At 34.7% G+C, this 20,780-nt stretch carries 20 protein-coding genes; 4 read left to right on the plus strand and 16 right to left on the minus strand.

Annotated features, from left to right (window positions below):
* The first annotated feature begins 57 nt into the window (after nucleotides 1-57).
* A complete protein-coding gene (locus IEV69_RS00175) occupies nucleotides 58-1,110 on the plus strand; it encodes a ferredoxin--NADP reductase (protein ID WP_188438293.1) in 1,053 nt (350 codons plus the stop codon).
* An 18-nt stretch (nucleotides 1,111-1,128) separates the two neighbouring features.
* On the opposite strand, the gene IEV69_RS00180 is transcribed toward IEV69_RS00175, so the two are convergent.
* Genes IEV69_RS00180 through IEV69_RS00200 form a run of 5 tightly spaced genes read right to left on the minus strand, consistent with a single transcriptional unit; the run spans nucleotide 1,129 to nucleotide 5,391 of the window.
* Complete coding sequence (locus IEV69_RS00180; protein WP_229741238.1) at nucleotides 1,129-2,172, minus strand: glycosyltransferase family 9 protein; 1,044 nt, start codon at nucleotides 2,170-2,172, stop codon at nucleotides 1,129-1,131.
* A gap of 50 nt (nucleotides 2,173-2,222) precedes the next feature.
* Nucleotides 2,223-2,828 (minus strand): DUF4254 domain-containing protein, encoded by a 606-nt coding sequence (locus tag IEV69_RS00185; RefSeq protein WP_188438294.1) that lies wholly within the window; start codon nucleotides 2,826-2,828, stop codon nucleotides 2,223-2,225.
* 3 nt (nucleotides 2,829-2,831) lie between these two features.
* Nucleotides 2,832-3,830 (minus strand): DNA adenine methylase, encoded by a 999-nt coding sequence (locus tag IEV69_RS00190; protein ID WP_188438295.1) that lies wholly within the window; start codon nucleotides 3,828-3,830, stop codon nucleotides 2,832-2,834.
* Complete coding sequence (locus IEV69_RS00195) at nucleotides 3,827-4,468, minus strand: hypothetical protein (RefSeq protein WP_188438296.1); 642 nt, start codon at nucleotides 4,466-4,468, stop codon at nucleotides 3,827-3,829. Before IEV69_RS00195 ends, IEV69_RS00190 begins: the two co-directional genes overlap by 4 nt.
* Complete coding sequence (locus IEV69_RS00200) at nucleotides 4,465-5,391, minus strand: DUF6427 family protein (RefSeq protein WP_188438297.1); 927 nt, start codon at nucleotides 5,389-5,391, stop codon at nucleotides 4,465-4,467. Before IEV69_RS00200 ends, IEV69_RS00195 begins: the two co-directional genes overlap by 4 nt.
* 40 nt (nucleotides 5,392-5,431) lie before the next feature.
* On the opposite strand from IEV69_RS00200, the gene IEV69_RS00205 reads away from it, so the two are divergent.
* Nucleotides 5,432-5,668 carry a DUF6341 family protein gene (locus IEV69_RS00205; RefSeq protein ID WP_188438298.1) on the plus strand — a complete coding sequence of 79 codons (237 nt, stop codon included), beginning with the start codon at nucleotides 5,432-5,434 and terminating at the stop codon, nucleotides 5,666-5,668.
* Here IEV69_RS00205 and purD read toward each other — a convergent pair.
* On the minus strand, nucleotides 5,660-6,934 hold the full coding sequence (gene purD, locus IEV69_RS00210; protein ID WP_188438299.1) for a phosphoribosylamine--glycine ligase: 1,275 nt from the start codon (nucleotides 6,932-6,934) through the stop codon (nucleotides 5,660-5,662). The two genes, IEV69_RS00205 and purD, sit on opposite strands and share 9 nt — an antisense overlap.
* A gap of 71 nt (nucleotides 6,935-7,005) precedes the next feature.
* Here purD and IEV69_RS00215 point away from each other — a divergent pair, with 71 nt between their 5' ends.
* Nucleotides 7,006-8,322, plus strand: a complete 1,317-nt coding sequence (locus IEV69_RS00215) for a phenylacetate--CoA ligase family protein (RefSeq protein ID WP_188438300.1) — start codon at nucleotides 7,006-7,008, stop codon at nucleotides 8,320-8,322.
* Entirely contained in the window at nucleotides 8,315-9,487 is a 1,173-nt protein-coding gene (locus tag IEV69_RS00220; RefSeq protein WP_188438301.1) for a glycosyltransferase family 4 protein, read from the plus strand. Before IEV69_RS00215 ends, IEV69_RS00220 begins: the two co-directional genes overlap by 8 nt.
* On the opposite strand, the gene IEV69_RS00225 is transcribed toward IEV69_RS00220, so the two are convergent.
* The 10 genes from IEV69_RS00225 to IEV69_RS00270 all read right to left on the minus strand — a co-directional run bounded on the left by IEV69_RS00225 (nucleotide 9,484) and on the right by IEV69_RS00270 (nucleotide 20,779).
* A complete protein-coding gene (locus tag IEV69_RS00225) occupies nucleotides 9,484-10,839 on the minus strand; it encodes an undecaprenyl-phosphate glucose phosphotransferase (RefSeq protein WP_188438302.1) in 1,356 nt (451 codons plus the stop codon). The two genes, IEV69_RS00220 and IEV69_RS00225, sit on opposite strands and share 4 nt — an antisense overlap.
* Complete coding sequence (locus IEV69_RS00230; protein WP_188438303.1) at nucleotides 10,840-11,829, minus strand: UDP-glucuronic acid decarboxylase family protein; 990 nt, start codon at nucleotides 11,827-11,829, stop codon at nucleotides 10,840-10,842.
* Nucleotides 11,829-13,127 carry a UDP-glucose dehydrogenase family protein gene (locus IEV69_RS00235; RefSeq protein WP_188438304.1) on the minus strand — a complete coding sequence of 433 codons (1,299 nt, stop codon included), beginning with the start codon at nucleotides 13,125-13,127 and terminating at the stop codon, nucleotides 11,829-11,831. Before IEV69_RS00235 ends, IEV69_RS00230 begins: the two co-directional genes overlap by 1 nt.
* 139 nt (nucleotides 13,128-13,266) lie before the next feature.
* Entirely contained in the window at nucleotides 13,267-14,007 is a 741-nt protein-coding gene (locus IEV69_RS00240) for a WecB/TagA/CpsF family glycosyltransferase (protein ID WP_188438305.1), read from the minus strand.
* Nucleotides 14,008-14,069: 62 nt separating this feature from the next.
* Nucleotides 14,070-14,834, minus strand: coding sequence for a hypothetical protein (locus IEV69_RS00245; RefSeq protein WP_188438306.1), 765 nt, complete (start codon nucleotides 14,832-14,834; stop codon nucleotides 14,070-14,072).
* Between the two features lie 386 nt (nucleotides 14,835-15,220).
* Entirely contained in the window at nucleotides 15,221-16,297 is a 1,077-nt protein-coding gene (locus tag IEV69_RS00250; RefSeq protein WP_188438307.1) for a glycosyltransferase family 4 protein, read from the minus strand.
* On the minus strand, nucleotides 16,290-17,462 hold the full coding sequence (locus IEV69_RS00255) for an O-antigen ligase family protein (RefSeq protein ID WP_188438308.1): 1,173 nt from the start codon (nucleotides 17,460-17,462) through the stop codon (nucleotides 16,290-16,292). Before IEV69_RS00255 ends, IEV69_RS00250 begins: the two co-directional genes overlap by 8 nt.
* A 38-nt stretch (nucleotides 17,463-17,500) precedes the next feature.
* Nucleotides 17,501-18,196 (minus strand): LamG-like jellyroll fold domain-containing protein, encoded by a 696-nt coding sequence (locus IEV69_RS00260; RefSeq protein WP_188438309.1) that lies wholly within the window; start codon nucleotides 18,194-18,196, stop codon nucleotides 17,501-17,503.
* Between the two features lie 59 nt (nucleotides 18,197-18,255).
* Complete coding sequence (locus IEV69_RS00265) at nucleotides 18,256-19,515, minus strand: O-antigen ligase family protein (protein ID WP_188438310.1); 1,260 nt, start codon at nucleotides 19,513-19,515, stop codon at nucleotides 18,256-18,258.
* A 61-nt stretch (nucleotides 19,516-19,576) separates the two neighbouring features.
* On the minus strand, nucleotides 19,577-20,779 hold the full coding sequence (locus tag IEV69_RS00270) for an oligosaccharide flippase family protein (protein ID WP_188438311.1): 1,203 nt from the start codon (nucleotides 20,777-20,779) through the stop codon (nucleotides 19,577-19,579).
* Nucleotide 20,780: the final 1 nt, after the last annotated feature.

Raw genomic sequence — 20,780 nt, forward strand, 5'->3', positions numbered from 1 at the left:
AATTCAATTTAAAGGTTTTCATTTTCAAACAAGATTGTATTTTTGTAAAAAAAAAGAATGTCAAAACTTCATCCACTTAAAGTACATAAAATAATCAGGGAAACCAAGGATGCCGTTTCATTGCACTTTTTAGTACCTGAAAACTTACAGTCAGAGTTTAAATACAATGCCGGTCAATATTTAACTTTAGAAACCGAAATTCAAGGAGCAAAAATAAGGAGAGCATATTCTCTTTGTTCAGCACCTTTTGAAGAAACACTTTCGGTAGTGGTAAAAGAAGTGAAAAACGGCCGCTTTTCAAAATTTGCAAATCGTGAATTGCGTGAGGGTGACATGCTTTCTGTCCTTCCGCCGGAAGGCAAATTTATTTTAGAGCCCAACAAAAACTCACAAAATACCTATGCTGCATTTGCGGCGGGTAGTGGAATTACTCCCGTTATCTCCATTATCAAGACCGTTATGGAAGAAGAACCCGAAAGTAAATTTCTTTTGGTTTACGGAAACAAATCGCCCGAAGACACCATTTTTATGAAGTCGTTGATGGATTTACAACAAAAATTTTCTCAGCGATTCATGCTTGAGTTTGTTTTTAGCCGAAAAGAGCTTGAGGGGTATCAATTTGGAAGGATTAGCCGATCGATTGCCAATTATTTTCTAAAAAATAAATACAAAGCACACACGTTCAACAGTTATTTTCTTTGTGGTCCCGAGCCTATGATTGAAGAACTTAGGGAAACACTTTCTTCAAACGGTATTTCGAAAGAAAAAATACAATTTGAATTGTTTTCGAGCTCATCAGTACCTGAACAAACATTAGAAGTATCTGAAGGAAACACTGCTTTATCAGTCATGCTTGATGATGAAGAAACTGAATTTATAATGCCTCAAAACAAAACTGTTTTAGAGGTGGTGCTGGAGCAAAACCTAGACGCCCCCTATTCCTGTCAGGGAGGGATTTGCAGTACCTGCATCGCCCGAATCACTGAAGGTGCCGCGACAATGCGCAAAAACCAAATTCTCACAGACGATGAAATTGCAGAAGGTTTGGTCTTGACGTGCCAGGCACAACCCACTACTTCGGTATTGAAGGTGGATTATGATGATGTGTAATCTAAGCATTAAGTTAATTTATACTTCCAAAATTTCTTTAAGTTTTATAATAACCTGGTCCGGCGTAATACTTTTTAACGCATTTTCATATCCTTTAGGCAATTTATTCCCATAAACAGAAGTTGGAATCAACGGAAACGCTTCTCTATTTGCCAACAATGCGTTTTCTGCAGGTTGATTGAAGGGGTAAAACCCTGCATAAGGATGTGTCATTCCCCAAATTGTGATGGTAGGCACGTCATAAATCGCAGCCAAATGTGCATTACCACTATCCATTGCCAGCATGGCATCCAGATTTGAAATCATCGCCAATTCCTGGTCAAAGGACAGCTCGCCTGCTAAATTTGTAACTGAAGAATGTTTTTGTCCTATCGATTTTAGCAATTCTACTTCTTTTTTCCCGCCACCAAAAAGAAAAATTTGGATGTTTTTTTCACTATCGAGCTGCGCTATAACTTCTTTCATTAAATCCAACGGATACATTTTCCCTTGATGTGCTGCAAAAGGGGCGATGCCAATGTGTTTTTTATATGTTTTGTCAAAAAGTGGAATCATTATGGGCGGAATTTCCTTTCGAACAGGAAAGGTATGCTGATCCATATCTATTGGGAAGCCCAATTTTTCAAACACTTCGGCATAACGCTCAACAGTTGTCTTTAAAGGTTGAAAGATTTTATTTCTAGCCCTTGTCAACGCTTTTTTTTCCGCTCTGCCTTTGTTAATTCTTGCTACCTGAATTCCATTGAGTTTAAAAAATGCGTTCATCACATTGGACCGCAATACATCATGAATGTCAGCTACAGCATCAACCTTATTTTTTTTTAGCTGTCGAGCAAGTTTTAAAAGTCCCTTGATGCCTTTATGCTTTCCACTAACATCAGCAGGAAAAAAATGAACATTGGGCAGTTCTTCAAATAATGGTTTGTGAAAAGGTTTTGAAAGCATTGTTATTTGTAAGCCGGGGTAAGTTGTACAAAGTACTCTTAATACCGGAATGCTCATGGCCACATCTCCTAAAGCAGACAGTCTAACAACAAGAATATGTGTTGGTTTTGGGTTCAAACCCTAAGTTTTTGATTTTTTTCTCTAAGCCTTTTAACCTAGTTAATCTGCTATTTTTTCCTTAACACAGGGTTCATCTCCTCGTCATTATACATCTTCATTTGCTTGTAAACTTTCATATACTTATCTCCATTGGCAATGTCTTCCAATAATTGATCGATGGCTTTAGATAAATCGATGCGTTGTTCGAGTAAAGTATCTAATTTCTCTTTGCATTTCAGTCTATATTCAGGGCTGGCATCTGCTCTGTTGGCTTCTTCGTCCATATGATAGATTTTTAATGCTAGAATTGATAGCCTGTCAATTCCCCAAGCCGGGCTTTCGGTATTGATTTTTGCATTTTTCTTTACCTCTACATCTTTGAATTTTTCCAGAAAATAGCTGTCAATATACTCAACGGTATCAGTGCGGTCTTGATTGGATGCATCAATTTGACGCTTTAGCTTTAAGGCTGCCACAGGATCAATTTGAAGATCACGAATAATATCTTCATAGTGCCATTGCACAGTGTCTATCCAACATTTTCTGTATAGTAAATGTTCAATAAGTTGCGCGTTTCTGTCAAATGGATTTTCAAAAGGCTGGTCAACGGTGTTAACAATGTGGTACTTTTTGATTACGTCTTGAAATATCTTGTTTGCTTTTTGTGTAAACATAGTTTATTGTTTTTCTAAAATATGCAAATACTCAACGGTGGCATCTGCTTTATGGTTTCTGTTTTCAGTTTTATCTGCTTTAAAACGCTGGTATTTTGTTGTTTCCAAACCATACCTTCCATAGCGTTCCATAATTGACTGCACTTCATTTTTTGTCATCAGCCCTTCATTATTGTAACTTAAAAACACATATTGAAATTCTGCGTTTTTTATTAGTTCTTCAAAAGATTTTGAAACTTCACGTTTTTTACAATAAGTGCTCTTTTCATAGTTACGCAAACCGGTTTTTCCTTGTGGTACAAAGGTATCATATTTTGCGATGGTATTCAACAGGTGATAATTAGCACCATATTGACGGGCGTTATAGGGGGGGTCAAGGTATAAAATATCTCCGCTGATTTTTTTTATTAGCAAATTGGCTTCCTCCTGAAATACCCGATGTGTTGTGTTAGTGGTTTCAAAATGAGCAGGCTCCAGTATCAATGGCTTTGCGGCTGATTTTTTTATTTTTTTTAAAAAAGCACCATAAACCGAAGCTGTGTTAGCTACTTTATCTGCACTTTCAATGAGTGATGCTAAAAGAAAAAAATAGAGTTCCTGGTTTATTTCTTTGTTTTTTTTCCAATTTTCTATTTGTTGCCGGATGGCGTCAATTTTTTGACCATTTTCTTTTGAAAAATAAAGCCTTCCTTCACTTCCGCCTTCTGAGTAATTTTCAAAAATAAAGCCTTTGTTGCCTGATAGCGCATTTAACTCTTTGACGGGCTTTTCAAAATCTAAAGGGTTGTGGTTTCCAATGTAGTTTTGGAGCAAAATATAGCTGTAGAATTCGATATCATTTGCGATCACATTTTTAACCAGTGGTTTAAACTTTCTGCCAACGGCACCCGTTCCGGCAAAAAGGTCGCAAAAGATAGATTCTTTAAGTGGGCTTCTAATTATTTTGGATATAGTTTCTAAAATCCAGGGATTGAGTTTGTGTTTGGAGCCTATATAATTCATCGTGTTACCCAGATTATATCTGATAGTGTTGTCTTGTTGTCTGAAAATTTCAGTGATGTGAGTTGACCGGATTCAAAAGTAGTAACATAATTGGAAATCACCTGATGTAAAAACGAGATTTCTGCCTTTAGTTTCCAATGAGCTCCATTTTCTGAATATACAATTATAAACAATCGATTGGCAAAATGATGCCTTTGTTGAGAACTTTGATTGTTGTATAGCCAGGTTAATAATTGTTTTTGATTTGCTTTCGCGAAAGCTAAACTTTCTCCAAAACCTTTAGGAAAAACGGACGTTTTAAGATCAAAGGCAACGTTTTTGATTGAAAAATCAACCAGCCTGTCCTTGTTATTTTTTGCAGGAATCACATTGGGAAGCGAACAAAATATTTCTTCAACTGCCATTGCACTCCAGAAATTATACCAACGATTAACTGCGTAATAGAAGGCCTCCTTTTTGTCGAGATTTTGGTTTTTAACCAACGCGGCTATGGCTTGTATTAATTCTTTCCAATTTAAAATTTCATAGATAAACTTAGTGTGGTTGTCCCATATATCATTCTGTTTTCTAAACCATTTATAGGGGTAATCCCATCGGTTTTTTAATTCTTTTTCAATATTTTTAAGCCGCTCATTCATTGAATAAATAAAATCAGAAAAGGCAACAGCACCAACAACCATAACAGAAGCTCCTTAAATCCTTTTTCTTCTTTCGTTTCCAGATAATTGGTTGTCAATACGGCAAATGGCATTGCTGAAAACGCCAGTTCAGAGCCGTTTTTATGTGGAGTAAAAATTACAATTGCCAGAGCAATTAAAGTCAAACTATATAATTGAAAATTTTTGGTTTTTTGTTTTTTGTTTTTAACTTTTCGTTTAAAGAGAAAATGCCCTGACAACCAAAGCATCACTGTAAAAAATACAGATGCCGGAAGCAATAAGGAAAACTGATTGTAACTGGTAAAGTCAAATCCGGGAATCTCAATCCAGTCTAATGGTGAGTAAAATGTGTTTTGAACCAAAAGTGTATAGACATTACTTAAAATAATCACAGTGGCCATTCCCACAAAAGGAATGACATAATTTTTAAAATTTCTTCCAACAAGAGCCACAATGGAACCAAACAAGAAAATCACAAAAAGAAAGGACCAAAAGTAAAAACAGGAAGCCAATGAAATCCACAAAGCAGCATCAAAGAGTTTCTTTTGAACGTCTTTTTGCGATCTCAAGCTAATCATACGTCTTAATGCCAGCAATATGAAAAAGTGTGCCACAAGCACTTTGGCATTTAAAAATGAAGCAGGTATTGTGGTAATAAAAATTCCAAAAACAACAATTAAATATGTGTTGTTATATGTTAATTTATTTTTCCTGGAAATAAAATCAACCAGTAGCATTGTCAACAAAAAAATCAAAAGCATACCTACTTGAAAGGCAATTTCAGAGAAGCTTTCAATTGTTTCAGTGCTTTTAAAATAGTGCCCCAGAAAAAAAAGGGCCATAAAAGCAGCAACTAATACATAATTTACCGGCTTTGATTTTCCAAAAAAGCTTGTTAGCATTACTTTATTTTATACTTTTGTACTGTAAATATAAGAACTTATGAGTTGGAAAGGTTTTTTTGAAGGCATCGAATCTGTAACAGAAACAATTTTGTTGCAACCCTTAGATGGAATTCGCGAAATGGAATTAAGTAATTGGTTTTTATCCAATGGTTTAAACTGGTTGTTTATGTTGATTGGTTTTGTGGCCTTAATCTATTGGTTAATACAGCTTAAGAAATATAATGACGAAGATACAGAAGATAAAACATCTACTTCGCATTCCTACTTAGGATAGGTCAAAGCCAATATCTCTTCTAAAATATTTCCTGTCAAAGTTGATTAACTCAGCGTTTTGATAGGATTTTTTTAGTGCCTTTTGCCAGGTAGTGTCCAGCGAGGTTATTGCAAGGACACGCCCTCCGTTTGTAACAACTTTTCCATTCTTTTCTGTTGTCCCGGCGTGAAAAATAATTGCGTTTTCAACCTCTTCAATCCCGGTAATTTCTTTCCCTTTTTCATATGCTTCAGGATACCCGCCCGAAACGAGCATGACTGTTGTAGTAGCTCTTGAGTCAATGTCGATGGTGTGTTTGTTAAGGCTCTGTTTAAAGGTTGACTCCAGCAGCGAAACTAAATCAGTTTTTATGCGAGGTAGGACTACTTCCGTTTCGGGGTCACCCATGCGCACGTTGTATTCTATTACATAAGGCTCGTCACCCACTTTAATCAAACCGATAAAAACAAAACCTTTGTAGTTCATGTTTCTCTTTTGGATACCTGCGATGGTGGGTTTTACGATTCTTTCCTCAATTTTTTCCATCAATACTTCATCAGCAAATGGAACCGGTGAAATGGCTCCCATCCCGCCAGTGTTAAGACCGGTGTCACCTTCACCGATGCGCTTGTAATCTTTGGCTGTAGGTAATATCTTGTAGTTTTTCCCATCAGTCAATACAAAAACAGAAAGCTCAATTCCTTTTAAAAACTGTTCAATCACGACTGTTTTACTTGCTGCACCAAATTTCTCATCAACCAACATGCGCTGTAATTCGGCTTTGGCCTCATCGGCAGTTTCAAGGATGACCACACCTTTCCCTGCAGCGAGACCGTCGGCCTTTAAAACATAGGGGGCAACATTGTTTTCAATATATTGAAGCCCTTTGATCAGGGTTTCTTTCGTAAAACTTTTATAAGAAGCAGTAGGGATTTTAAATTCTTCCATAAACTCCTTGGCAAACTCTTTACTGCCTTCCAGCTTTGCTCCTTTCTCTGAAGGGCCTATAATCATAACATCTTTTAAGTCAGTGTCTGAAGCAAAAAAATCAACAATACCATTAACAAGCGGATCTTCCGGTCCAACGATGACCATTCCCACTTTATTTTTTAGAACAAAGGTTTTAATGACTTCAAAATCATTTACATCCATATTTACATTCTCGGCAATCTGAGAGGTGCCGGCATTTCCCGGTGCTACATATAGTTTACTGCATTGCGAGCTTTTAGCGGCTTGATGCGCAAAAGCGTGTTCTCTTCCTCCGGAACCTAAAATCAGGATGTTCATGGTAGTATTTTTTAAAGTGTGAATTGTGACTTCAAAAATAATTGTTTGTAACTTGTCCTACTAATTTTTTAGTGTTGAATTTATTTGATTTTACATTGCGTTTCAAAGGTTTTCCCATTGAGGAAGCAACGCGTCATTTAAATGAAATTCAATCCCTTTCTGATGATGCATTTGCCAATAGTTTAGAAAAAAGAAAACAAGACATTGTCCATTTTCACCTCAACAACAATGCCTTTTATACCGATTTGGTCCGAGGAATTAACCCCAAAGATTGGAACTCAATTCCTGTATTGACAAAGTCCGACCTGCAACAACCCCTGGAAAAGCGACTTTCAAATGGGGTTTCAAAAAAGAAAGTATATATTAATAAAACATCAGGATCTGGAGGACATCCTTTTACTTTTGCTAAAGACAAGTTTACACATGCACTTACCTGGGCAATGATTCAAAATCGGTTTTCGTGGCATGGTATTAATTTAAAAAAATCATTTCAGGCACGATTTTATGGCATCCCTTTGGATTTTGTGGGGTATCAAAAAGAACGTTTGAAAGATTCTTTAAGCAACAGATACCGGTTTCCCATTTTTGACCTTTCTGAAGAAAAGTTGGAACAGTTTTTTCAAAAGTTTATCAAAATGCCTTTTGATTATATCAACGGATATACCAGTTCAATTGTACTTTTTGCAAAATTCCTTCAGCATAAAAATGTGATTCTTAAAGACGTCTGCCCAACATTGAAAGTATGTATGGTCACTTCTGAGATGCTGTTTGAAAGTGATAAAAAACTGCTCGAAGCCTGGCTGGGAGTCCCAATCGTCAACGAATATGGGGCTTCAGAGCTTGATTTGATTGCTTATACTGATACGAATGATGATTTTATCGTTAATTCCGAAACCTTGTTTGTTGAAATTCTGGATGAAAACAACCGGCCGGTTCCTAAAGGTAAAGTAGGCAGGATTGTCATTACATCGCTATACAACAAGGCTCATCCATTTATCAGATATGATATCGGTGATTGGGGAAGTTTTAATCCCAATGGAACACTTAAAAAACCCATTCTAAAATCACTCACCGGCAGAACCAATGATGTAGCGCTACTTCCCAACGGAAAAAAAGTGCCTGGACTTACATTTTATTACGTTACTAAAAGCATTATTGAAGACAACAGCAATGTAACTGAATTTGTTGTAGTACAAACCAAAACTGATGCTTTTGAAATTACATACACTTCCAGAATTCCATTAAGAAAAAAAGAAAAAGAAGACATTAAAAACGCTCTTGAAAAATATCTTGGAACAGGCTTAAATCTTACACTTAATCGGGTGGAAACACTTGACAGGAGCCGCAGGGGCAAGTTAAAGCAATTTACAACTTTGGTCAATGAGTAAGCAAATAACCATCATCACCAATTATTTCCCGCCGGAGAGCGGTGCGGCCTCAAACCGTATTTCTGCAATGGTTGATGCGTTTCTTGACAACGGTTATGTTGTGACCGTCATTTGCCCTTTACCCAGTTATCCGCTTGGAAAAGTTTTTATAAGCTATCGAGGTAAGTTGTTTGACAAGGAAAGGAAAGAGTCTTTAACAATTTATCGTTTGTGGCATATGCCCAGCAACTCCTCTTCAAAGTTTATACGGCTTTTCTCTATGCTGAGTTTCTGCTTCAGCTTGTTTTGGTTTGTGTTGTTTAAAAAACTTTCCCCTGTGGTTTTTGTTCAAATGTCTCCACTTTTTATAGGTTTTACCGGTGTTTTTATTTCGCGCTTAAAGCGAAAAAAAATAGTGCTTAATGTTTCAGACTTATGGCCCCTGGCAGGACTTGAAATGGGTGTATTAAAAAGGGGGTTTTATTACAACATATTGGAAAGCATAGAAAAATACTGCTACAAAAAAACCGATTTAATATTGGGACAATCTGAAGAAATTTTAACTCATATTGAAAAAGACTTTTCGCCTAAAGATTTCTTTCTGTATCGAAATTTTCCACAAGACAAATCAAACTATACATCAAACACCAAACCGCCCTCAAATGAACTAAAAATAGTCTATGCCGGCTTGCTGGGAGTGGCACAAGGAATTTCAAATTTAATTAAAGGTTTAAACATTCCTGATGGCGTTTCAATCTCCATTTACGGTGATGGCCCTGAAGCTAAAAATGTGGCTCAAATAGCACTTTCAAACCCAAAAATCAATTATTACGGCGTTTTGGAAAAAGGTGAACTTGACAAAAAGTTATTGAGCTATGATCTGGCGTTGATTCCTCTTGTTAACAGGATTTACGGCTCTGTACCTTCAAAAATATTTGAATTGAGTCGTTTGGGTATTCCTATAGTATATTTTTCAGAGGGTGAAGGGGCATTATTGGTCGAACAACTTGAACTTGGCTTTGTTATTAAAAACAATTTTAAAACTGAGTTAGAGCAATTAATTCAGGATATAAAGCACGGAAATAAAAAGTTACCGATGTCAAATCAGATAAAAGAAACTGCAAAAAATCACTTTGATTTTAACACACAGTTTGAACAGCTTTTAAAGCAAATTCAAGCTGTTTAATATGCTTTTTCTTCCCCTTTCAGGGCATTATAGATTGTTTGAAAGACTATTTTAAGGTCGAGGAGTAATGACCAGTTTTCGAGATAGAATATATCGAGACGCACGCGGTTGATAATATCATCGTCTGTCTCCACTTCGCCGCGATAGCCACTCACCTGAGCCAGCCCTGTGATACCCGGTTTAATAAAGTGCCGTACCATAAATTTGTCGATGCGTTCTGCATACATGTGGGTGTGACTTACCATATGCGGTCTGGGACCCACTACTGACATATCGCCTTTTAATACGTTGATGAATTGAGGCAATTCATCAATACTGGTTTTTCTTAAAAATCTGCCCATACGGGTAATTCTTTGATCACCCTTTGTTACCTGATATAAATCAGCTACCGGGTTGGGTTTCATAGAGCGGAATTTGAAACAGAAAAACTCTTCATAGTCGAGACCGTTTCGCTTTTGTTTAAAGAAAACGGGGCCTTTAGAGTCAAGTTTAATTAAAATTGCCAAAATGGGTGTTAACCAGGATAAAAGACCCACTATTACCAGCACAGAAATGATAATATCAAAAACGCGCTTGATAAAAAGATTAAAAGGTTCCTGAATAGGTATTTTTCTTAAAGAGAGTATCGGCAAATAACCATAATAATCAAACTCCAGCTTTTTGGTATAAATTTCTTTATTATCAGGTAGAAATTTTAGGATTTTAAGATTGTTATCTGCAAAATCAATTAGCATTAAAATTTCTTTGTTGGTAAGTTCTGCTACTGAAGAATAAATTTCATCTACCTGATTTTTTTGGATATACTCAAAACAATCTTCAATTTCAACTTTATTATCACCTCTAAGGTCAAAAGTTATTTGATGTTGGTAGCCATATTCCGGATTATCTTTAAAAAACTTTTCTAACTGTTCGGTTTTTTTGTTTTTTCCGATAATTATGGTGTTTCTATAGTTTCCTCCTAATAAGGTTCTGTATTTTTTGAGAAGGTAATAGATGGTAAGCTTAAAAAGTGTTATGAACAGAAAAGAATAGACTATGTATTTAATCACAGTATTGGGGTGAATGCTCATTTCATTGTAAAACCCAAAAAAGGCAAATACTACCAAAATAAACAACACCATTTGTTTTCCAATAAGAGAAAGGATTTTCACCAACTGTGTATAACGGTATATTTCATAAAAATTAGATTTTAGTGACATAAAAACCCAAACCGCTGATATAAATACTATATAGTTGAGATTAATTTCTTTATTAAAAAAAAGAAGGTAAGCCATCACCTGAATCACAACAAGGTCAATGGTATATGAAATGGGTCTTAAAAGCCCTGAATATCTTCCTCTTTTAAATAGCATTTATTTTCTGATGTGTTTTGAAAAATCTTTGTGTTCGCTTTTTTCAAGCTCTTCTTTTGTGAGTCCTTTAAAATAATTGTAGGTTATTTTCATTCCCTCTTTTCTATAAACTTTGGGTTCCCAGCCTAAAATTTCTCTTGCCCTGCTAATATCGGGCTGTCTTTGAAGTGGGTCGTCTTGTGGAAGGGGTTTAAAAATAATTTTTTTATTGATTCCTGTGAGGTTGATGATTTCTTCAGCAAAATCAAGAATGGTGATTTCATCAGGGTTTCCAATGTTTACAGGATCTGAATAATCACTCATCAAAAGCCTGAATAATCCTTCTACTTGATCGTCTACAAAGCAAAAAGAACGCGTTTGTTTACCGTCACCAAAAACAGTTAAATCCTCTCCCCGCAAAGCTTGCCCAATAAATGCCGGAATCACTCTTCCGTCATTCAATCGCATTCGGGGACCATAGGTATTAAATATCCGGGCTATTCTGGTTTCAAGACCATGAAAACGATGGTATGCCATTGTAATAGATTCCTGAAATCGTTTTGCTTCGTCATATACACCTCTTGGTCCAATGGTGTTTACATTGCCATAATAATCTTCAGATTGTGGATGCACTTCAGGGTCTCCATAGACTTCTGAGGTAGATGCTATGAGTATTCTTGCATTTTTCTCCTTTGCCAGACCCAATAAATTGTGCGTGCCTAAAGAACCTACTTTAAGTGTTTGAATTGGAATTTTTAAATAATCAATGGGACTCGCAGGTGAAGCAAAATGGAGAATATAGTCTAAGCTTCCCGGGACATAAACAAAAGTAGTGACATCATGGTGATGAAATTCGAAATTTGGATGTTTGAAAAGGTGTTCAATGTTTTTTAAGTCTCCGGTAATTAGGTTATCCATACCAATAACAAAAAAACCTTCTTTTATAAATCTATCGCATAAATGAGACCCTAAAAATCCTGCGGCACCAGTAATTAAAATCCGTTTTTTCATTATCGACCGATTGAAAAATAATTAAACCCCATTTCTTTCATTTCATTTACTTCATATAAATTCCTACCATCAAAAATCACCTTATTTGTAAGGTGCTCTTTAATCTTTTCAAAATCGGGGGTTCTAAAAATGCTCCATTCTGTACAAATTACAAGAGCATCAGCATTTTCGACAGCTTTATACATAGATGCAGCATATTCAATTTGGTTGCCTAGTTTTCTCTCTACATTTGTCATTGCTTCGGGGTCAAAAGCTATAACAGAGGCGCCTTTTTTAAGAAGAGCATCTATAATATCGAGAGCCGGTGCTTCTCTAATATCGTCTGTTTCAGGCTTGAATGACAAGCCCCAAAGGGCTATTTTTTTTCCTGTGAGTTGGTTATTAAAATAACTTTCAATTTTTGGAATTAGTACAGTTTTTTGATTTTTATTGATATCAATTACTGCGCTTAAAATTTTAAACTCGTGGTTTTCGTCTTTTCCGGACTTATGGAGGGCTTTTACATCTTTAGGAAAGCAAGAGCCTCCATATCCAATTCCCGGAAAAAGAAAACGCTTTCCTATTCTGGAGTCTGTACCCATCCCAATGCGCACTTTGTCCACATCAGCACCAACGAGTTCGCAATAATTTGCGATTTCGTTCATAAAGGTAATTTTTGTTGCTAGAAATGAGTTAGCAGCATATTTTGTAAGCTCTGCAGAGCGTTCATCCATGATAATAATGGGGTTTCCTGAACGCACAAAAGGGCCATAAAGTCTCTTCATCAATGCGGTGGCTCGATCACTGCTTGATCCAACAACAATGCGCTCGGGCTTCATAAAATCATCAACAGCAAAACCTTCTCTTAAAAACTCCGGGTTGGAGACCACGTCAAATTCACTTTTTGCGTGTTTAGCAATCGTTGCCTTTACCTTGTCTGAAGTTCCTACAGGAACAGTGCTTTTGTCTACTATCACTTTATAAGAAGTGATTTTTTTTCCGATTTCATCAGCAACACCCAGCACATATTGTAAATCTGCTGATCCATCTTCGTCTTCAGGAGTGGGGAGTGCCAAAAAAATGATTTCGCCATGTGCTAAGCCTTCATCAAGTGAAGTGGTAAAGCTCAATCTTCCGGCTTTGATATTCCGGTCAAAAAGCACATCAAGGTGGGGTTCATAAATGGGAACCTCGCCGTTTTTCATACGTTCAATTTTACTTGCATCTATGTCAACACACACAACTTCATTTCCTGTTTCTGCCAAGCAGGTGCCTGTTACAAGGCCCACGTATCCTGTTCCTATTACTGCTATTTTCATATTCATATACCCACGCAGGCGGGTATCTCGTTATTTAAAATTCCCGATTTTCTTTTAAAGTTTACAAAACAAGCCGTTAGCGCTATAAACCACATTGGGCAAGGTGAAATTTTTAAATAAAAGCCGGAACAATCAGTTTTTATTTTTTGAATTTTTCTTTCAGCACCAAAAATAAGAATTTTGTATTGCCTACGAGGTATCTTTTCCACATTCTTTTAGGCTCTTGCAGAAAGCGATAGAACCATTCCAGACCCATTTTTTGCATCCAAAGGGGTGCGCGTTTGGTTTTTCCGGCAAAGACGTCAAAGCTGCCGCCCACGCCCATAATAAAATTCACTTTAGAAAGTGATGTTTTGTGTTTGTGAAGAAAGTTTTCTTTTTTAGGGGAAGTCATAGCCACAAAAAGCATTTGAGCACCTGAGTTTACAATGTCATTCACAATATCACATTCTTCCTCTTCAGAAAAATAGCCGTTTCTGTAACCTGCAATTATGGAGGGATTGTATTTTTCTTTGTAAATATTGACCAATTTGGAAACAATCTCTTCTTTTGCACCAAGTAGGTAAATTTTATAGTTTTTCTTGTTTGCCAGTTCCACCAGGCTTGCCATTAAGTCAATCCCCGCTACACGTTCTTTAAGCGGTACCCCCAGAAACTTTGATGCCCAGACAACAGCCTGCCCGTCTGCGTTGATAATATCGGCGCTATTGACGCTTTCGCGGAGTTTACCGTCCTTTTGAAGTGTCACCAGTTTCCCGGCATTTACTACCATATGATGTAGTTGTTTGTTTTCAGCAATGGCTTGCTCAACCAATGCCAGCGTATCCTGCAAAGAGAGGTTGTGAATATTGGTTTTTAACAAACTGATTTTAGGGGTCATACTGCTATAAAGGATGGATGCAAAAGTAAGTGTATTTAAGGAGATAAAAAACAACTTTAAAATTATTGTTTTAAAGGTGTGCGCATACTTTCTTCAAGTTTTAATTTCAAAGTTACCATAAACAAGGCAACAAATGAATACACAAAAAAGTTGCCCGCCAAAAGCACTATGAAAGCTAAAAAGGATATAAACAGCCAACCGGTCGTATTCATTTTGAAGGGTAAAAAAAGCTTTAAAAAAATAAATAAATAAAAAGCTCCACCCAAAATCCCCCAAAAGAAAAACACATCAATAATATCCATTTGTGAGCGTAAGTCAAAATCAGAAACGCCACCAAATAAGTAATTAACCCATCCCCAGCTTTCTTGAATAAAAGGCAAGGTTTTTTCCAGAAGCAACTGGTCTCTGAATGACAATAAAGCGGAAAGTAAACCATCACTTTGTCTTATGGAATTAAAAATTCCATATTGGAAAAAGAAATAATAGGCCAGTAGCAACCCTATTAGGATTGCTACGACAAGTAAAGTTCTTTTAAATGGAATCTTTGAAACATAAGCAAGATAGCCAAGAGTAAATAACATTGAAAGATAAACAGCTTTTGTTCCAATAAAAATACAGGAAATAAAAATGAAAATAAATTTCCAATTTTTAATTACTCTTTCCTTATATCTTAGAAGAAAATAGAACAAGGTGATAATATACCCATAACTTCCGTTGGAAACGGCAGCAAACATTCCATTATATCCAAATCTATTTCCTTGGTAGGTGTTAAAAAGTTTTATCGATAAGAGAGCACCTATGAAAATCAAAATTGAATTAACCACCATTACCCACTCAAAGGTTTTATAAAACTCTGGAGAAAGTTTGTTAATTTTAATCCTTTTGTTAACAAAAGAAAAGAGTAAAATTGGAAATAAAAATTTAAAAAAAGTCAACAGGGAATTCCTTGTAAAAGAAGTCTCTAAAAATAGCTGCCCAATTGAAAAAAAGATAAACGTAACTAATGCAATCAGAATGAACTTATAGTCCTTAATTGCAATTTGAAAGATCAAAAACCCTATCAAAACTACTGCTTTTATGAATTGTGAAAAAGAAAATTCTGGGAAAAAATAATACGTTAATTTATCTGAAATTTCTAACCCCCAAAAGAGCAAAAACAGTATAATTAAACTGATCGTTAAATGATTTTTTTTGATATGTGAATCATTAGAAGTCAATACAGGTGTTTTTCTATTATTTTGCTTGCAGTTTCAAAATTAAAATCTTTTATCTGCTCTGATGCTTCCATCATTTTCTTGACCTTGTCAGGATTTTGCGCCAATATTTTTATTTTTTCAGCTAATTCATTTTCGTTTTGGGTTTCAAAATACAATTTGTTTTCAAATGGATCGAGTATGTTTTTGTTTTCCTTTATGTCACTTGAAATGATAGCCATTTTTGCAGCAATGGCCTCTTTCAGAACAATCGGTGAGTTTTCAAAATAAGAAGGGAATATAAAAACAGCACATTTTTTAAACAACTCATTCTTTTCATGCCCCGTTTTTGAACCATAAAAAATAAAGTTTTCAATTTTGTGGTTTTCTATTAAGGATATTACTTTTTGCTCAAATATTTCATTTTCAAACTCACCCAAGACATGGACTTTCAAACCTTTAAAAGCATTTTTGTGAAGTGTTAGTGCTTTAACTAAAGTAAAGAACCCCTTTTTTTCAGACAAACGGCCCACATAAAGAAAATCATTTGTTTTTTGCTCAATATCATTTTCAAATTCTTTATAGTCAATAAAATTTTCAAGAACAACTAGCTTTTTAGGTTTTATATACTGTACATAAAACTTTTTGTGAAAGTTTTCTGAGAGTACGAAAATCACATCACCAAGTGAAAGTATCTTTGTGAAAAGCTTTAACTTCATTCCACTCAAAAAAAAGTCATCTTCAGTTTTTGCATGTAAATGGATTACTAGTTTTTTAGAGGTTAATTTTAAAATAAAAATAAAAAGGGCTTCGCGAATAAATGAAATATTTGGAACAACAAATACATTACTTACGTGTATTTTATGTTTAAATACAAACCCAATAATTCCGAAGATGTTTTTAATAAAATGTAATAGTTCATAAAACCCCTTCTTCTTATACAAATCAGCTCTTTCACCCCCCTTTGAAGTGTTATAATTTAAAATGGTATGGTTTTGGGAGTTTAGTCCAACAATTTGTTGCACCCTTAGATTTGCTAGTGCAACACCACCAACTGGAGGGGGTAGGGGGCCAATAAAAGCAATTGTTTTACTCATTTTTAGTGATATAGCTTTTATTGTTGGAATAAATATAGGCAAAAACCATAAAAAACATATAGGCAGCTTGTGGTCTAACAGCAAAACCATTACTAAGCAGTGATGTTAATAAGTAACCTATTATTAAGGTGGCGAGTATCATTGAAACTCTTTTTGAAAGAAAAAGAAGGGAAAGTAAAAGAAGGGTAAACACAATCATAAAAGGGATTCCATTTTCAACCACATAGGTTAAAAAGTCATTATGTGAGCCCTTTTTTTCCCACCACCACTCTTTGGTTTTTATCAAATCTGACCCCCACCCTCTTCCTAAAAGATAATCTTTAAAACCATAGTCTTCTAAAATATCCAGCTTTTCCTCATACATTGTTAATCTTCCTGAGGAAAAGCGGTTCCAATCAAAATCTCTTAAGTAAATAAGTGCCAAGCCTAAGACAAATGGAATAAATAATAGTGCTTTGGCATATAAATATCTAAAAAACCCGGAAGTGAGATAAAGCATAACCACTATAAACAAGAAATAGAATACAATTACTGTTCTCACATTGTATCCTATAATTAAAAAAAGAAAAGAGGCCAGCATAAAAGAATACATGTACCATTTTTTGTTTTTCAACATATAAGAAACTCCAACAAAAAGTGCCGCCAAAACATAGTTGTGAGTATGTAAACCACTAAAAAAAACAGGCCACCTAAATGACCCCCTATTGAATGTTGGGTTAAATAAAAGTAGTGCAATGACAGATAAAAATGCACAAATTGCAACAAATATCACCAGTTCATTTTTGATGCTTTTACCGGTTAACTTTGTATGAACCACTAACACACAGAAAAAATAAATGGGAGTACTTATCTTAAGTGCATATTTTAAAGAATCTAAGAGTTCGCTTGAAGTATAAAACGCCGTAAATAAATTCAGTATATATAAAATAAATGTTATGAAAATAGGAATCAACAGAATCCCTACTTTTCTAAAATATACCGTCAAGTAAATAAACATTAAAGGGATTAAAAGATACTCTACATACTCTGTAGTGTTAACGGGCATTCCTAACGGATTGTATTTTATATAGTTGGGTGTAAAGTGTCTGGTCCACCACGCTAACTCTTCGTTCAAATAAGAAAACAACAGTTTGATTACAAGCAAGCTGAGAATGCCGTAAAACATTAAGGACTCAAATGTTATTTTTTTATTTAAATTCACTATTAATTAAAATTAAACTTCTTTAGCTCAAAAGCCTTGTTAAACTCAGAGATGTCTTCATAGCTTTCCACGCTTAAGGAGTATATTTCATTTTCATTCAGCGTTCTATTAAAGAGGGTTAAGTTTCTAATATTCCCAATTAAAGGGTTTCTGAATTCATTCTCATAACGCTCTGTCCCAAGATAAATTTGGTGAAAATTGATCTTTCCGTCATTAATATTCTCAAATTGCTGATACAATTCTGCATTAATATATATTTGAACTTTTTGTGGTGTGTAATTTACTGAAAGAAAATAAAATTTACCCGGCTCAAGTATATATGAATCGTAATAAGTTTTACTTCTGCCCTTTGAGTAATCATATTCATTTGCCCATAAAGGATTGCCGTTTAAAACAGCTGTTACTCTTCTTCCGGCTATCCACATGTTGAAGCGTTTTCTGATGTCTGTAGTGTCTTTTATAGAAAATATCATTTGAGGAATTCTGGCATCTTCACCCTCAAATTTCAACCACATACTAATGTTTTTTGGTGTTGACTCCTCAAGGCTCAATGAGTCCAAAAAAATATATGCTGGAACATCATTGCCAATAAATTCCGCCCCTTTTTCAGAAAACTGGACATCGCCCACAACATTTCCTAATGGTTTTATCAACTCATATTCTTGCGCCCTATTTGAAACATCAACAACCTTTCTCATTTTTTTCTCTCCACAAGAATAAAAAGCAAGAATTATCAGAAAAAAAATTAAAACATTTCTCATTCTAAATTTTGAAATTTAATGTTCCACGAAAGTATGCATACTATAAGAAATCCATAATACATAACTCCCCAAGATCTCACCAAAATTGATTCTGTGATCATTGCAATCAGAAAACAACCACATAAGTACATTAGTAAAACCGAATGTTGTCGAAAGGTGCTTTTAATTAAGTAAAACACCATCAAAATAAATAAGATTGCGCCCACAAAACCATAGGTGCTTAAATATTCCACAAATTGGTTGTGTGCGTTGTAGCCTTCATTATAAGCTTCGCTGTCCAGGTTAATTAAATATTGTTCTTTTCTAAATTCTTCAGCTCCCGCAGTGCCCGGACCCAATATTGGAAATTGCTTAAAAACTTCAACTGAAGCTTGCCAGCGAGAAAAACGATTGTCTTTTTTACTAAATATGGTTTCTTCTTCAAATATATTTATTCCATAAATAAAGCGGTCTCTTAAAAAGTTTTTTTCAGTGTTGTAAATATAGATTGTAAGCGCGCTAATTACTACAAAAAAACTAAGCAAAAGTAGATAGTTTTTGCTTTTTACTAAAAAGATAAATCCAAAAAATAAATAACAAAATATGGCGTTCCTTGCCATTAGATTAAATAAAAAAATGGTCAAAACAATAAAAATAAACCATAGAAATGGTTTAGATATTTTACTTTGTTTATCGTAAAAACTATAAACAATAAACCCTAAAGCAGCATTTATGAACAGCGCTAAGTATGGAGTATGAACACCCAGTTTTTCTGCCAAATTGTGATAGGCAAATTCTTGTGTAAATAATACAGATATGGGCAGTTTAAGTTTAAATATTTCTACCAAGGAAAGTCCCCAACTCAATCCGGCAGACAATAAACACCCAAAAACCAGAAACCAAAATGCAGGTTTTATCTTATCTGAAAACCAAGTATTATGATATACAGCATAGTAAACAAAAAAAAGTAAAGGCGCTATTTTTCCTATCATTTTTAAAGCCCCTGATGGATTTGAAGAATAAATGCTCCCCAATAAAGTGAGTAAAAAAGGAACACTTAATATTAAAAATAAATGAAGTTTCTTTTTAAAGGTTTTTGTGAGTATCAATTTTTGATTTAGCAATAAATAAAAGCCAAAGGCAATCAAAAAAACCGTGGCAAAGAGGTTATTCAAAAACAAACTCAGCGGGAAGGTTGCTAACATAAAATAAAAACTCCACTTTGAAATTTGTTGAAGTGGACTACTCATTTTTATTTGAAGCGTTGTTTCTGTCATAATTTTTTAATTGCCAAGGTAGGGCTCGCGATATTTTTAATTCTGCAAATATAACCTCGAGTTACAATTTTTTGTTAGCGTATATTATACTGTAATAAGTTCTATATAAAACGAATTGTCTGAATGTAAGCACTATTAAACTTGCAATTGCAACACCATAAACCCCCAGTAAATAGAAAAGAGGTATGCTTACAGCAATATTGAGTGTTAAGGAAATTAAGTTAATCCATAAGTTTTTGGCAAACCTCTTTTCGACAACAATCAAAGTTCCAAATAAAGGAGAAAATGCCTGTGCGACTTTAGCTAGCAAGACAATAACATACAACAAAAAAGTTTCTTGATAATCAACAAACAAAAATTGTGTTAAAATGACAAAAAATATGAGTAAAGCAATTGTCAATACTGCTGTTAATTTAAAAATCTTTTTATTTAAAACAGACACATATGCCTTGTTTGTTTTTAATTTTTCAATGTCAACCTGAACCAATGTCATTGGTACCAACAACAACAAGGCAGCTATATTTAGTACAAAACTATAATTTGCAATATCCACATTGGCATTTTTTGATAAGAGTTTTATGATAAAAATATCAGTATATAGAAACATCAAGTTAGCAAAGTTGCTCACTACCAATGTAAAGGAGCTTAAAATAAGTTTTTTAAATAAGCGCCAATATTTCTTTAACTGATAAATAACCAGTTTTTCTCTTTTTAATTCAATCCCAATAAAAACAACCAGGGGTAATATGAGCACATAATTAACATATACAAACGCTTTGCCTTTAACATCAAAAAAATAGATTGAGCTAAAAACAACTAAATAAAATAAAAGTGAGACAATAATTTTAAAATATGATGCAAAACCACTCCCTTTTTTTACTAAAAAATAGGAATGTGCAATACCTCCGGTAAAAAACAACGCATAAAAAACAAATGGGATTACAAAAATTATCCAGGGTGTAAAGGCAAAGATTACAGCACTTACTATTGATAATGCTAAAACAAAAATCAATGAAAGTGTGAAAAAGTGTGTTTTGCTATTTTGGCTTTTGGTGTAGCTTAAAATAAGAGCAGGAAACCCAAACGCGAAAAAAGAAGAACCCACCTCTATTACTTTTTTATAAAATTCAAGTTCGCCATAATCACTTTTTGTAAGGTAATAAGCAGCGAAAAACAAAACCAAGTATTCTAACCCTCTGCTAAAAACAATGGAGCTTCCATAAATAAGATAGTTTTTATTTATTAATGTTTTTAGCCTGTTCATT

It is taken from the genome of Planktosalinus lacus (genome assembly GCF_014640155.1).
Lineage (GTDB): Bacteria > Bacteroidota > Bacteroidia > Flavobacteriales > Flavobacteriaceae > Planktosalinus > Planktosalinus lacus.

Excerpts from the sequence above, each read along its gene's own strand:
- IEV69_RS00175 (WP_188438293.1), top strand. The coding sequence starts at position 58 with ATGTCAAAACTTCATCCACTTAAAGTACATAAAATAATCAGGGAAACC.
- IEV69_RS00185 (WP_188438294.1), bottom strand. The coding sequence starts at position 2,828 with ATGTTTACACAAAAAGCAAACAAGATATTTCAAGACGTAATCAAAAAG.
- IEV69_RS00190 (WP_188438295.1), bottom strand. The coding sequence starts at position 3,830 with ATGAATTATATAGGCTCCAAACACAAACTCAATCCCTGGATTTTAGAA.
- IEV69_RS00195 (WP_188438296.1), bottom strand. The coding sequence starts at position 4,468 with ATGAATGAGCGGCTTAAAAATATTGAAAAAGAATTAAAAAACCGATGG.
- IEV69_RS00200 (WP_188438297.1), bottom strand. The coding sequence starts at position 5,391 with ATGCTAACAAGCTTTTTTGGAAAATCAAAGCCGGTAAATTATGTATTA.
- IEV69_RS00205 (WP_188438298.1), top strand. The coding sequence starts at position 5,432 with ATGAGTTGGAAAGGTTTTTTTGAAGGCATCGAATCTGTAACAGAAACA.
- purD (WP_188438299.1), bottom strand. The coding sequence starts at position 6,934 with ATGAACATCCTGATTTTAGGTTCCGGAGGAAGAGAACACGCTTTTGCG.
- IEV69_RS00220 (WP_188438301.1), top strand. The coding sequence starts at position 8,315 with ATGAGTAAGCAAATAACCATCATCACCAATTATTTCCCGCCGGAGAGC.
- IEV69_RS00225 (WP_188438302.1), bottom strand. The coding sequence starts at position 10,839 with ATGCTATTTAAAAGAGGAAGATATTCAGGGCTTTTAAGACCCATTTCA.
- IEV69_RS00230 (WP_188438303.1), bottom strand. The coding sequence starts at position 11,829 with ATGAAAAAACGGATTTTAATTACTGGTGCCGCAGGATTTTTAGGGTCT.
- IEV69_RS00235 (WP_188438304.1), bottom strand. The coding sequence starts at position 13,127 with ATGAAAATAGCAGTAATAGGAACAGGATACGTGGGCCTTGTAACAGGC.
- IEV69_RS00240 (WP_188438305.1), bottom strand. The coding sequence starts at position 14,007 with ATGACCCCTAAAATCAGTTTGTTAAAAACCAATATTCACAACCTCTCT.
- IEV69_RS00245 (WP_188438306.1), bottom strand. The coding sequence starts at position 14,834 with ATGGTGGTTAATTCAATTTTGATTTTCATAGGTGCTCTCTTATCGATA.
- IEV69_RS00250 (WP_188438307.1), bottom strand. The coding sequence starts at position 16,297 with ATGAGTAAAACAATTGCTTTTATTGGCCCCCTACCCCCTCCAGTTGGT.
- IEV69_RS00255 (WP_188438308.1), bottom strand. The coding sequence starts at position 17,462 with ATGTTTTACGGCATTCTCAGCTTGCTTGTAATCAAACTGTTGTTTTCT.
- IEV69_RS00260 (WP_188438309.1), bottom strand. The coding sequence starts at position 18,196 with ATGAGAAAGGTTGTTGATGTTTCAAATAGGGCGCAAGAATATGAGTTG.
- IEV69_RS00265 (WP_188438310.1), bottom strand. The coding sequence starts at position 19,515 with ATGACAGAAACAACGCTTCAAATAAAAATGAGTAGTCCACTTCAACAA.
- IEV69_RS00270 (WP_188438311.1), bottom strand. The coding sequence starts at position 20,779 with ATGAACAGGCTAAAAACATTAATAAATAAAAACTATCTTATTTATGGA.